We start from the raw sequence: 12,614 nt of genomic DNA on the forward strand, positions 1-12,614 counted from the left end.
GCTCCCTGATTTCGCGCAAAACCCGGCTCCCGGCGTAAGATTCTTGCGTGATTGACCACATCGACAGAAATATCTTGCGCCACCTGAAAGAGGACGGGCGCATGACGGCCACGGCCCTCGCGGCGAAGGTGGGACTGACGGTGGCGCCATGCCACCGACGGCTCCGCGATCTGGAGGCATCAGGGGTGATCCGCGGCTACAAGGCGGACATTGACCCGGCCGCCGTCGGCCTCGGTTTTGAGGCGATTGTGTTCGTGACGCTCCGCACCGTGGACCAGTCAACGATGGAGATCTTCGAGAACCGCGTTGCTGAGAACCCGAACATCGTGGAGGCACAGCGGCTGTTTGGGTCCCCGGACTACCTGCTCAAGGTGATCGCCGCGGACCTTCCGTCGTACCAGCGCTTCTACGATAGCGAGCTGACTGTCCTTCCCGGAGTGGAACGGCTGACCTCGACGCTGGTGATGAAGAACCTGAAGTCCAACGCCGGCCCGCCCGTATAGATGGCCGGGCCTGACGACGGGCCGCCCTTCCGGGTTAAAAGCGGCCGGCCGCGGAAGGAATCCTCCGCGGCCGGCCCGGCTGTCATCGTTGAACCCTCAGCTCTACTGTCAGTCCTGTCTCAGGAGGATCTGTCAGCGCGGGTTCAGGACGACATTCTGGAACCCCCCGGTTCCAGTGCCTGTGTGAAGCCAGAGGGTGCCGTCGGCCGAAGTGGTGATGACGTTCGGCTTGCCCGTTCCGGCGAAACGTCCCACGCTGGCCAGCGACTCGTACGCGTTCCAGCCCGTGCCGATCTGCTTCCGGGTCAGGAAACTTGAGGCGCCGCTGCCGGGGTAGAGCCAGAGGGTGCCGTCCGCGGTGCGGGCCATCAGGTCGGACTTTCCGTCACCGGTGAAGTCATTCGCTGCAATCACCTGGTTGAAGCCGCCCCACCCCACGCCGATCTGCTTCTTGGTCAGGAATCCGCCCGTGCCGTTGCCGGGGTAGAGCCAGAGCTTTCCGTCGGCCGACTGGCCGATGATGTCGCTCCGGCCGTCACCGGAGAAGTCGCCGGGTGCCAGAATCCGGGTGAACACGTTCCAACCGGTTCCGATCTTCTTCGCGGCCTGGAAATATCCCCTTCCGTCGCTCGGATAGAGCCACAGCGAGCCGTCCGACCTCCGCGTCACCAGATCCGGACCGCCGGCGCCGTTGAAGTTTCCTGCGGACACCACCTGGGTGAAACTCTGCCAGCCGACGCCCACCTGCCGGGCAGGCCGGAAGCCGCCGGAGCCGTTGCCGGGCTGCAGCATCAACGCGCCGTCCGAGGTGCGGGTCAGGACATCGGGCTTGCCGTCGCCGTCGAAGTCACCTGCCTCCCAGACCTGGGTGTACCGGTTCCAGGCTGTTCCGATGGCCAGCTTGGGTGCGAGGGCGCCGGCTCCGTTTCCGGGGTACGCCGCCAGGGCGCCGGCGCTGCTCGCGGTGAGGACGTCGGTGCGCCCATCGGAGGTGAAGTCCTGGCCGCCGATCAGGTCCGAAGCGCTGCCCCATCCGGTGGCCAGGGTCTTGCGCGGCAGGAAGCCGCCGGTTCCGTTGCCCGGGTAGAGGTATACAGTGCCGTCAGCGCTGCGTGCCAGCACGCCCGCTGTGCCTTGGAGTCCGCCGGCCGCTGCGAGGGCCGTGAAGCCCTGCCATCCTGCCCCGACCTGCTTGGCCGGCAGGAAGCCGCCGGTTCCATTGCCCGGGTACAGCCACAACGATCCGTCGGTCCGCATGGCCAGCAGGTCGGGGCGCTTGTCGCCGTCGAAGTCGCCGGCCGCAACGATGCGCTTGAGGCTGCCCCAGCCACTCGCGATCTGCTTTCGGGCCTGGAAGCCGCCCGTTCCGGTGCCGGGGTACAGCCACAGCACGCCGTCGGACGAGCGTGCAATGAGGTCCGTCTTGCCGTCGCCGTTGAAGTCGCCGTTGCCCAAGACCATGTTGAAGATGTTCCAGCCGACGCCGATCTTAACCGGAGTTCCCACTTTGTTCCCGGCCTGTCCCGCGAGGAGGAACAGTGAGCCGTCGGCTTCCCGTGAGACCACGTCCGCCCGGCCGTCGCCGTTGAAGTCGCCGGGGGAAAACTGGATCTTCGTCCTCAGTGCTAGGTCAGCGTTGATGGTCACAGTGGCCGAGTCGGCCGTCACCGCGTTGACGGTCACCAGCGTTCCGGCGTGGGTTCTGAAGGTGCGGCCGGCCTGCCAGGCGTGGTTCGGGCTGTAGTAGCCGCTGAACGGAATAGTCGAAGGCATGAGCGTCAGCGATGACGACGGAGTTGCTCCGCCGCGCTGGACGATTTTCACGCCCCGATTCCCGGCGTAATCGGAAGCCAGGTAACTGTCGTAGCCCACGGGCTGCCGAAGCTCAAGGTAGTACACCTCGCGGCTTACCGGATCGGTGAACTTCACAGCCCGGTTCGCGAGCGTCCCGCCCCAGGGCCGCAGGGTGTAGCTCTTGACCCCGGATGCCACGCCAAGGTCGCGGACCTCGTCGCCGCGGCCCAGTCCCCTGGCATCCCAGAAGGGTGAGCTGATCACCGGCATGCTGTACCGGGAGGCGCCCATGAGGTCGGTGGTGTCGCCGTACTCCCGGATGTAGCAGGAGGAATCGGCAAACTGGCCGGTGCTGGTGGTGCTGACGTCGTTGATGCCGCTGCCGCACTGCAGCGCGTCCGCATGCATGGAGCCGAGCACGTGGCCGAATTCGTGGGTGAGCACGCTGTTGGTGAAGTTGCTGATCTGCGGCATCAGGACGCGGCCGCTGTTGCCGTTGCTGCTGTAGCCGGCGCCCAGTGCGCCGTAGGAGAGCGTGCCGGTCGGGATGAAGACCACCAGCGCGGTGTTGGCGCCGTACGTCCACTTCAGCTCGGCGGTGATCTTGTTGATGATGTCGTAGTAGGACTGGGACGAAGTGGCGGCGGACTGGTGCCCCGCCAGCCTGCTCGTCACGGTCATGGAGATGCGGCCGCCGGACATCGCCTTCCAGTAGTTACTGGTGGCCACAATCGCCTGGTCCGCCGCGGCCATGGATACGGCGTTCTTGTTGTCGGCCAGCTTGGCCGTCACAAGTTTGACCGTCATGGGAGCGGCCGCCGTTCCTCCGGCTTCCGTCTGGAGGGCAGTCCCGGTGGGCATGCCGGCCATCGGTACTCCCGGTGCCGACTCGTACATGTGGTCCCCGTGCGGGGTTCCGGCCACTTCCTGTGCGGCAGGTCCGTCGGTGGCGGGGTCAGTTGCGGCGAGCGAGGGGCCGGCCGGAAGCGACACGAGCCCAGCCAGGACCAGGAGGCCCGTCACTGAGGCGATTGAGCGGGTAAATGAGCGCATGGAGTTCCTTATTGAGACCGAACCCTGGCGGAGACCTTGGGATGGAGGTGCAACGGCTGCCGGTTGTGACCGCTACAGCGAATGCTGAATCAGGCTACAGTCGGCGCCGCAGCACGACCGGCAGATTATCCGCAGTTTTGTCCAATGGTTTGCGCAGGATCGGCGTGGCGCGTGGGGGCGCGCCGTCAGCCGCTCAGCAACCCGGTGGTCCGGTAAGGAATGACCTCGCGCAGGAACATGCTGGTGGAGGTCCGGACTATCCCGGGGCAGAGCCGGATCTCTTCGGAAACCCGGTACAGATCGTCCGGGCTCGTGGCCACCACCCGGATCAGCAGGTCCGTGTCGCCGGCCGGCGCATGGCACTCCAACACCTCCGGAATTTTCCGCAGGGCAGCAATGGCTTCATTGAGGTGGCTCTGGTCGAGTTCGGCACTGACCGCCGCCGCAACTCCCCGGCCAAGCGCCGCGGGGAGCACCCGGCTGCTGTTGGGCCGGAGGGCCCCCGACGCCGTCATCCGCTCCAGGCGCGACTGCACGGTTCCGCGGGCCAGCCCAAGGCGCTGGGCCAGCACCATGATGGGCAGTCTGGGATCGTCGTCGAGAGCGGCGAGGATCCGTCGGTCCGTGGCGTCAAGCTGCTGCAATCTGATCACTCCCTGTCTGTGGATTGTTCCCAACTTGGTCAGATTGACCACTACGCGGAGAGGCTGTTGCGCCTACTGTATGGCTTCTGCTCAAATTGTGGCAACAAGGCGACGGCTACCGCCGGAACCCGCAGGCTACAGGTCCCCCGGCACACCACCCGGTCCCCTGGAGGACGCTTCCCGCAAAGAGGCCGCCGCTGATTGACACTTGTTCACGCATCGTCTTTCCGCAAGCAGTGCCAAGGTTTCGTGGAACTGAGTTCCGACGCCCGGAGCCGGCACGGCAAGAGCCCCTGAGCCACCGAGCCCCCCCCCTTTCACCGGGAGTGCGCGGTAGCTGAGGGGCTCTTGTGGTGTTCCGGCATAGGCTGGAGGACATGAGTAGCGCCGGCCGTTTCGCCCCCAGTCCGTCCGGCGAACTGCATGTGGGCAACCTTCGGACGGCCATGTTGGCCTGGCTGTTCGCCCGGTCCACCGGACGGCGGTTCCTGCTCCGCGTCGAGGACCTGGACCGGGCCCGCGCCGGGGCGGAGGCGAAGCAGCTCAGCGATCTGGAGGCCATCGGCGTGAGCTGGGACGGCGCCGTCGTGCGTCAAACCGACCGCGGGCCGCTGTACACGGAAGCCATCAGCCGGCTCGCGGCGGCCGGGCTCACCTATGAGTGTTTCTGCACGCGCCGGGAGATCCAGGAGGCACCCTCCGCACCGCATGCCCCCCAGGGTGCCTATCCGGGAACCTGCCGGAACCTCCCGACGGCGGAACTCGAGTCCAGGCGGTCGGAGCGCCCCGCCGCCGTCCGCCTGCGTTCGGCCGTGACCGAATGGGCGGTGGAGGACACCCTGCACGGCGTCTTTACCGGTGTTGTGGACGACTTCGTGCTGCGCCGCAACGACGGCGTGACCGCCTACAATCTGGCGGTGGTCGTGGATGATGCCGAGCAGGGCATAGATCAGGTGGTCCGCGGTGACGACCTCCTGCCATCGACGCCCCGGCAGGCATATCTTGCGTTCCTCCTGAATATGCCCGTGCCGGAATATGCCCATGTGCCGCTGGTGGTGAATGCCGACGGCGCACGGCTGGCGAAGCGCGACGGCGCCGTCACTCTGGCCGACCTTGCATCGGCTGGCGTTCCCGCGGATGCTGTCCGCCGGACGATCCTGGATTCCCTGGGTCTGCCGGGCGCCTCCCTTGACTCCGCGCTGTCGGAGTTCGACCCGGCCGCCCTGCCGCGTCAGCCGTGGATCTGGCCGGGCATGTAGTTGGCTTCAGTGGGTACGCTGGGGTTATGCCAGAACAAGGACCACTCGAAGCACGATTCACCGTAGAGACCGCCAAGGTCCTAGCCGAAGTGGCGCACAACCGCCAGAAGGACAAGCTCAAGCGTCCGTACCGGGAGCACGTGCTTGCCGTGGGCGATGCGCTCGCCGATTTCGACGACGACATCCGGATCGCCGGGTACCTGCACGACATCGCCGAGGACACTCCCATGACCCGGCAAGCGCTGCTGGACATGGGCGTCTCTGACCGGGCCGTGGGCATCATTGAGCGCGTGACCAAGCGGCTGCACGACAACCCGGACGACTACCAAGCCGGCATCCGCTTCATCGCCGAGGACCATGACGCCACGCTGGTGAAAATCGCGGACAATGCGCACAACTCCCTGCCGGAACGCGTGCAGGCACTGGCGGAAAAATGGCCGGACAAACCGCCCGTCACCCGGTACGCCGATGCCCGGCCGGTGCTGTACGCGGCCGTTGCCGAGCCGGAGATCCGCAAGATCCTCGAACGCATCAACCCGTTCCTGCTGCCGGAGCTTGACGACATGCTGGACGAGGCGGACGACACCGACTACGAGACGCTGTCCTACGAGACTGTCCCGGCAGTGGAGCCAATCGAGGCAGTGGAACCAGTGGAGCCAATCGAGCCAGTGGAACCGCTCGCACCGCTGGCTGAGCCGTCCGGGACGCTGCCGGTCGAGCCCGTGGAGACCCGCAGGGACTGAAGCAAGGCTCAGGAGGACGGGTGCGGTGCCTTGGCCTGCTGCTCCAGCGTGTCCATTGCCTCCTGGAGCCGTTCGGTGCCGCGGCGCTCATCAATCACAATCGAGGCGCCCAGCGCCAGGACAATCACGAGCAGGCAACGGGCACGGAAACCCCGGCGGCGGCAAGGGCCACGGTGCCGGCGAACACCACCACGACGCCCGCTGCGACGGCGATGGCGGAGCTGATCTCGTGGGCGAACTGGCTGCCGGCCACGCCGAAGGCAATGACAAACGTCAGGTCGAAGAACAGCTCCAGGGGCGTCCCGGTCCTGTGCAGCTCGTGGGGGTCGCGGCCGCCCATCCGGGCCACCGCATGCCGCAGGCGGTTAGGGACATGGCTCAAAGAGCACGCCAGGGACGCCAGCCGCTCCAGACAAGCCCGGCCGCGCCGGACAATCAGGAGGGCTGAAGGGCGGCAGCGGGCCCGAACCGGACTCCGGCGCGCCAGAGCAGGCCGATGTAGACGAGGTCGAAGACGCTGCAGAGGGCCCCGACACCGAGGACCAGGGGTGAATTCCCAAACCAGCCGAAGACGATGGTGGGCGCCAGCGTCCCGATCCACTTGGCCACGGCGATCAGCAGGGACTGGGCCCTTGGCCCGCCCCGGGAAACGAACATGGCGATGAACAGCCCGGACATCAGGAGGTTCTGGAGGAAGGCGGCGTAGCGGGCGGCGTCCTCCCAGCCGAATTCGACAACGAAGAGCCACTGCACGGCGAATGACGCGATGCCGAGCAGTACGGTCCATCCGACAAAGAGCTTTTGCGAAACCCAGGGCGGCAGTTCGGACCTGCCAAACTTGAAGAAGGTGTACAGGATCAGGACGTCGGCCAGGCCCCAGACGATGTTGAAGACGCCTTGCGCGGTGATTCCTGTGGCCACGGAATGCGACGCATGGATGACTTCCCAGGCGAAGTTCAGCCCCAGCGCCGCTGCCGGAATGGCATAGCTCCGGTCCCTGAACCCGATCCGGATGGCGTCAACGTAGACCACGGTCCAGGCCAGCCCGCTCAGGATCGTCAGGAACAGGATCACTTCGCCCCCTACACCCGGCCCAGGGCGTCTATGTCCTCAAGGAACAGCTCGTGGACCTCCTGGCTCACCGTGGTGCGCGTCTCGCCAATCGCGTCCAGGTAGTCCTCCGTAGCCGGCCCCTTCCGGACGGCCTCGCGGACGGAAACGGTGCCCCCGGACGCCAGCCCGCCGTCGTCGTACACTGCTTTTTCCAGGGCACGCTGGGAGGCGCTGCGGGCCGCGTACTCGATGTCCGCGGGGGAGAAGCCTTCGGTGCGGTCCACGAGGAGTTCCACGTCCACGTCGTCCACCACAGCGGCGGGAATGAAGCGCTGCCACATGGCTTCGCGGGCCTGGCGGTCCGGCAGGCCGATCGGGATCACGTAGTCGAACCGGCCGTGGCGCAGGAACGCGGTGTCCAGGGCGCGGATGAAGTTGGTGGCGCAGACCAGCAGGCGGCCGGGCTGTTCGCGGAAGGCCGGGATGATCTTGAGAAGCTCGTTGGTGACACCCTGCAGCGGCGACGGCGGCTCACCCGAACGCTGGGAGGCGATCTCCTCCACCTCGTCGATGAACACCACGGCGTGCTCCAGCTCGGCGATCTCCAGGAACGTCTCGCGCAGCGCGCCGGCGAGGCCTTTGGGATCGGACGCCAGCCGGGACGGGAACACTTCCACGAACGGCCACTCCAACCGGGAGGCGATCGCCTTCGCAAAGGTCGTTTTGCCGGTGCCCGGCGGGCCGAAAAGCACGACGGCGCGCGGCGGGACCACGCCGTATTCATCGGCGAGGTCGGCCTCGGCCAGGGGGAGGACCAGACGCCGCTCCAGCAGTTCCTTCTCGCGCCGCATGCCGGCCACGTTCTCCCACAGGTCCCGGGCCAGGACGCGTCCGCCGAGCAGGCTGAGCGGCTCGAGCTCCTGGCGCTGGACGGGAATGGTCCGTTCGAAGTAGCGCAGGTTCTTCTTAAGCACGAACCCCCGGCTCAGGAACGCCTCCACCCGCGTTTCGGATTCGGGCATGAGGGCGGACAGCTTGTTCAGCCCGTGCGGCGCCATGCGGTTTTCGACGGCGGCCAGCAGCGAGGTGCCGATCCCGCGGCCGCGGTACTCGGGCAGCGTGGCCAGGAAGACGATCCAGCCCTGGTCGTGCGCGGCGCGTCCGACGGCGGCGCCCACCACCTGGTCGCCCTGCACTGCCACGACGGCGTGGTCTTTTTCGCAGGACGCAAGCACCTCGGAGAGCGCGTAGACGGGTTCGACGTTGGTGGCCTTGAGCGATTCCCAGAGATGCAGGATGCCGTCCAGGTCCGCTGAATGGAAATCCCTGATCCGCCAGTTGGTCATGAGGTGTCTCCCGTGTGGTTCGTCGCTGAGCCAGGTTGAGCTTGTCTGCTGAGCATATGCGAACCGGCCCCGCAGGAGGTTGCGGCGGCGTTGCGTTACGGCGACGCGGCTGAGCAGGCCGTAGGACTAGGCCTTTGTCTCGCCCTTTCCCTTGGAACCCTTCCAGAGATGGTGGGTGCGGTGGCCGCGCTCGGAATGCACCACCAGGACCGGGCAATCAGCGTGCGAAACACAGGCTGAACTGACTGATCCCAGGTGCATGCCCATGAAACCGCCATGGCCGCGCCGTCCAACCACCATCATGCGCGCGCCTGTGCCTGCCTCCACCAGTTTTTCCGCCGCCGGGCCGCGAATCAGGTCCTGGCTCAGGCCGTCAGGGGCGTTCGCCCCGAAGGCCTTGTCGAGAGCTTCCTGCAGGGTCTTGGCGGCAGCCGCCTCGAACGCGGCGAAGTCCGGCGGCACATAGCCGGCGTACATTTGCGGGAAATCCCAGCACGCTACTGCGTGCACCCGGGCGTCCAGTGCAGGGGCAAGCCGGGCTGCGAGGCGCAGCGCCTCTATCGAGGAGTCCGAGCCGTCGACGCCGACGACTACTTGGCCTTCTGTATCCATCATTGTTCTCCTTTGAAAAGTGGATCCTTGACTGTGCGCGTCAGTGCGGCGAGGGCTTGTGCAGCGCTACACCCGCCGGCCCGGCATCGCGGAACCGGGCGTCGATCTGCACCACGTCCCGCCCGGCCCTCTGCAGCAGGCTGGCCGCTACGCCGGCGCGGTATCCCGTGGCGCAGTGCACCCAGATTTTCCCGGCCGGAAGCTCGCCGAGCCGTGCCAGCAGCTCATGCAGCGGCACGTTCACCGCCCCAGCGAGGTGCGACGCGGCGAACTCGTCCGTGCGCCGCACGTCCAGCACCGGTTCATTGGCGGGCTTTTCATGCACGACGGCGGCCCAGCCGGCCCGCGGGTAGGAGGCCACGGGGGCGCCGGGAGCAAGCGCGTCCGGCTCGGTGCCGACGGCGGCGTCCGGGCCGTCGATGCCGATCCGCGAGAGGTCGCGGACGGCGTTTTTCAGATCGTCCCGGCTGCCGACGAGCGTCAGCTTCTCACCCCAGGGCAGGACCCAGCCAAGATACGAACTGAAGCTCGACCCGGACCCGTATTCGAAGCTGACGCTACCCCGCAGGTGGCTGCTGGCGAAGGCCATGCGGCGGCGGAGGTCCACTACCCATTCGCCGTTCGACAGCCGTGCGGCCAGCTCACCGGCATCCATAGGTTCCGGCAGGCTCAGGTCCGCAGGCCCGGGGCCCGTCAGGTTGATTGGTGCCATGTGCGCGTAGTAGGACGGGAAGGCCGAGAGGCTGGCCATGAGTTCAGCGAGAAAGTGCTCCGGATCAGGGTCGGTCAGCGCATGGTTGGTGGCGAGCTGTTCGCCGATGGTCGAGGAGCCCGCGCCGGTGGAGGGTCCTGCCGAGCAGAACGATCCGAAGCCGTGCGTCGGGAACAGCCCGGCCCGGGGACCCGCTTCATCAGCCAGTCGGCGGACCGAGGCATACTGGTCGCGCGTCAGCCCGACGGTGTCTGCGGGGCCCAGCAGATCGGTCCGTCCCACCGAACCGTAGAGCAGGCTTCCCCCCGAGAACACAGCCTGTTCCCCCTCAGGGGTCGTGACGATGTAGGACAGGTGGGTGTGAGTGTGCCCGGGGGTGGCCACGGCACGGAGTGAGAGCCCGCCGATCTGCACGGTCTGGCCATCAGCAATCGGATCCCGTTCGAACGCCACCGAATCCTCTGCATTGATCAGGTATTTTGCGCCGTGGACGCGGGCAAGAATCAGGCCGCCGGTGAGGTAGTCGTTGTGCACGTGGGTTTCGGCCACGTGGGTGATGCGCACGCCGGCCCTTCGAGCGGCGTCCTCGATGCGGTCGGTGTCGCGCTGGGCGTCGATCACCAGGGCCACGCTGCCGTCATGGATCAGGTAGCTGCGGTCCCCGAGCTGCGGGGTCTCGATGACGACAACGTCCATGAGCCGGTCCTTCGACATTCCCGGGCGGCGCCGGCCGGTCGCCCGCCGTGCCCCGGATGCCTCAATCGTAGGCCGATCGGCCGCAGAAGGCTTTTAAACCCCGCAGGTTCGGCGGACACGTGAGCCAGCGGCAGGAATCAGGCGGCCGGCTTGATGTTCTGGTTGACGTGGAACAGGTTGCCAGGATCGTACTTGGCCTTGACTTGGGCGAGCCGGGCATAGTTGCCCGCGTAATTTTCTTCGATATGTGGCTGGTCGTCGGCGTCAAGGAAGTTCACGTAGCCCGCGCCGGAACCGAGGGGGTGGAGCTCGGCATAGTAGTCGCGCACCCACTTGGTGTTCGCCACGTTGTCGGCGGGATCCTCCCACATCCCGGCGATGGCCACGGCGAAGTTGACGTCCCTGTATGGAAACGCGGTCTCGTCCTGCCCGACGCGGTGGACGGCGCCGTTAATGGGGTAGTAGTGGTTTGCGGTCTGAAGGCTTGGGATGCCTTCGCCAAATTTCTGCGCGACCCTGATGGCGTCATCACTCAGCCGGGCCAGGAACTCGGCCTTCCAGTAGGCCTGGAGGCCTTTCGGCAGCATGGGGTCGAAGAGCGTGTTCAGCACCGGATAGGGGATGGGCCCCACGAAGGAGCCGGCCACGGGTGCCACATCCAGGAACTGCTGCCACTGCCGCTCGCCCTCGCTGTGAGGGCCAGTCCAGCCGCCCACCAGCACCACCACTGGCTTCCCGTGGTACTCCTCGGGCAGGAACGGGACCGGCGGGCCCTGGTGGAACCCGAGGAACAGGCCCATTTCCTCGGGGGCAGTGGCGATGTAGTCCCGGTACAGCTGGGCGACGGCTTCGGCGTGCTCCAGCAGGTAAATGACCACGCCGCCGTAGACCACATCAACAGGATGCAGGTTGAACTCCAGGGAGGTCACTGCGCCGAAGTTGCCGGTGCCTCCGCGCAGGGCCCAGAAAAGGTCGTCGTTCTCGGTGGCGCTCGCGACCAGGAACTTCCCGTCCGCCGTGACCACGTCAGCGGACTTCAGGTTGTCGCAGGACAGCCCGTACTTTCTTGCGAGGTAACCGACGCCGCCGCCAAGGGTCAGCCCGGCGACGCCCGTCGAACCGATGATGCCACCGGTGGTGGCGAGCCCGAACGCGCCGGTGGCGTGGTTGAAGTCGGCCCACGTGGTACCGGCTTCGGCCCGGGCCGTGGCGCCGGCCGGATCCACGCGCACGCCACGGCAGTCCGCGAAATCGACCACCAGGCCGCCGTCGCAGGTGCCGAAGCCGGGAGCGCTGTGACCACCGCCGCGGAGTGCGAGGTCGAGGCCCTCGTCTCGGGCAAAATTCACTGCCGCCATGACATCCGCCACCTGCGAAACACGCAGTATGGCTGCCGGACGTTTGTCGATCATGCCGTTGTACACGGCCCGGGCGGCGTCATAATCTGCGTGGTCAGAAGTGATGACTTGGCCCCGCACTTTGTCCTGCAGGGCCTGGAACGAGCTGTTGTCCATGGTGAACTCCAATGCGCCCTGATCATGCTTGCATGATCAGGTCTGGGCGCGGCACTCGGCGGCCGTGCCTGACGACTAGTGTGCAGCCGGCGCAGTACGCGGATGGGTCCGCGGAGAGATCCGCAGATGGTGCATGTCTGCAGCGGCGGAGACCGGATGCACCGGAGCGCCGCGCCTGCCCTGGCGCTCGCCTGCCCCGGCGTGATTGTAAACGGTTGCCCGTCGGGCTGCCGGCGGGCGGGATGCCGGTGTCAGCACATCATTAGGCTGCCCGGCTAGTCGTAAGTTACGCCCGCCCCATTCGGCGGTCAATAAGCAAAAACAAACGCCGACGGCGGCACCCAGGTTCCGTCAGAACAGAACCTGGGCGCCGCCGTCGTGATTCAGGAAGACTGCGCTAAGTGGGGGAGCTAGATGCGGTCAGTGGCTCCCGGAGCTGGGCGGTTGGCGATGACGGGGGACATGCCGGTGAAGCCGTCGCGGGCTTCGGCGATTTCGTGGATTTGTTTGCGGCAGGCGTACCAGCCGGCGACCATGAGGGCGCAGGCGACGAGGGTGACCAGGAGGGTGAGGGGGGAGTCGATGAAGACCATGATGAGGACGCCGAGGAGGAAGAGGAGGGAGAGGTAGCCGGTGTAGGGGGCGCCGAACATGCGGAAGGAGGGGCGTTTGAGCCAGCCTTTGT

The 12,614-nt window shown here is 66.6% G+C and carries 9 protein-coding genes and 3 pseudogenes; 3 read left to right on the plus strand and 9 right to left on the minus strand.

What is annotated here, in order from left to right:
• The first annotated feature begins 47 nt into the window (after window positions 1–47).
• On the plus strand, window positions 48–503 hold the full coding sequence (locus AC1D14_RS04405; protein WP_230119868.1) for an Lrp/AsnC family transcriptional regulator: 456 nt from the start codon (window positions 48–50) through the stop codon (window positions 501–503).
• A gap of 132 nt (window positions 504–635) precedes the next feature.
• Here AC1D14_RS04405 and AC1D14_RS04410 read toward each other — a convergent pair whose 3' ends face one another.
• Complete coding sequence (locus AC1D14_RS04410; RefSeq protein WP_476968090.1) at window positions 636–3,350, minus strand: FG-GAP-like repeat-containing protein; 2,715 nt, start codon at window positions 3,348–3,350, stop codon at window positions 636–638.
• 185 nt (window positions 3,351–3,535) lie between these two features.
• A complete protein-coding gene (locus AC1D14_RS04415; RefSeq protein ID WP_476968091.1) occupies window positions 3,536–3,994 on the minus strand; it encodes an Lrp/AsnC family transcriptional regulator in 459 nt (152 codons plus the stop codon).
• 377 nt (window positions 3,995–4,371) lie between these two features.
• Here AC1D14_RS04415 and gluQRS point away from each other — a divergent pair, with 377 nt between their 5' ends.
• Window positions 4,372–5,253 carry a tRNA glutamyl-Q(34) synthetase GluQRS gene (gluQRS, locus tag AC1D14_RS04420; protein ID WP_230119865.1) on the plus strand — a complete coding sequence of 294 codons (882 nt, stop codon included), beginning with the start codon at window positions 4,372–4,374 and terminating at the stop codon, window positions 5,251–5,253.
• Window positions 5,254–5,279: 26 nt separating this feature from the next.
• Window positions 5,280–5,867: pseudogene (locus AC1D14_RS04425) on the plus strand (HD domain-containing protein); the annotation flags it as partial.
• A 343-nt stretch (window positions 5,868–6,210) separates the two neighbouring features.
• On the opposite strand, the pseudogene AC1D14_RS04430 reads toward AC1D14_RS04425, so the two are convergent.
• The 7 genes and pseudogenes from AC1D14_RS04430 to AC1D14_RS04460 form a co-directional block, all read right to left on the minus strand.
• Window positions 6,211–6,336, minus strand: a pseudogene (locus AC1D14_RS04430) (low temperature requirement protein A); the annotation flags it as partial.
• Window positions 6,337–6,431: 95 nt separating this feature from the next.
• Entirely contained in the window at window positions 6,432–7,070 is a 639-nt protein-coding gene (locus AC1D14_RS04435; protein WP_230119863.1) for a transmembrane-type terpene cyclase, read from the minus strand.
• An 8-nt stretch (window positions 7,071–7,078) separates the two neighbouring features.
• Complete coding sequence (locus tag AC1D14_RS04440; RefSeq protein ID WP_230119862.1) at window positions 7,079–8,395, minus strand: ATP-binding protein; 1,317 nt, start codon at window positions 8,393–8,395, stop codon at window positions 7,079–7,081.
• A 126-nt stretch (window positions 8,396–8,521) separates the two neighbouring features.
• The gene (locus tag AC1D14_RS04445; RefSeq protein WP_354962169.1) at window positions 8,522–9,010 is read right to left on the minus strand and encodes a universal stress protein; all 489 of its coding nucleotides are present in this window, start codon (window positions 9,008–9,010) and stop codon (window positions 8,522–8,524) included.
• Window positions 9,011–9,047: 37 nt separating this feature from the next.
• On the minus strand, window positions 9,048–10,415 hold the full coding sequence (locus AC1D14_RS04450) for an MBL fold metallo-hydrolase (RefSeq protein ID WP_476968092.1): 1,368 nt from the start codon (window positions 10,413–10,415) through the stop codon (window positions 9,048–9,050).
• Between the two features lie 137 nt (window positions 10,416–10,552).
• Entirely contained in the window at window positions 10,553–11,929 is a 1,377-nt protein-coding gene (locus AC1D14_RS04455) for an FAD-binding oxidoreductase (RefSeq protein WP_230119860.1), read from the minus strand.
• 410 nt (window positions 11,930–12,339) lie between these two features.
• Window positions 12,340–12,614: pseudogene (locus AC1D14_RS04460) on the minus strand (amino acid permease); the annotation flags it as partial.

This window comes from Arthrobacter sp. P1_B11, from assembly GCF_056406715.1.

Excerpts from the sequence above, each read along its gene's own strand:
- AC1D14_RS04410 (WP_476968090.1), bottom strand. The coding sequence starts at position 3,350 with ATGCGCTCATTTACCCGCTCAATCGCCTCAGTGACGGGCCTCCTGGTC.
- gluQRS (WP_230119865.1), top strand. The coding sequence starts at position 4,372 with ATGAGTAGCGCCGGCCGTTTCGCCCCCAGTCCGTCCGGCGAACTGCAT.
- AC1D14_RS04440 (WP_230119862.1), bottom strand. The coding sequence starts at position 8,395 with ATGACCAACTGGCGGATCAGGGATTTCCATTCAGCGGACCTGGACGGC.
- AC1D14_RS04445 (WP_354962169.1), bottom strand. The coding sequence starts at position 9,010 with ATGATGGATACAGAAGGCCAAGTAGTCGTCGGCGTCGACGGCTCGGAC.
- AC1D14_RS04450 (WP_476968092.1), bottom strand. The coding sequence starts at position 10,415 with ATGGACGTTGTCGTCATCGAGACCCCGCAGCTCGGGGACCGCAGCTAC.
- AC1D14_RS04455 (WP_230119860.1), bottom strand. The coding sequence starts at position 11,929 with ATGGACAACAGCTCGTTCCAGGCCCTGCAGGACAAAGTGCGGGGCCAA.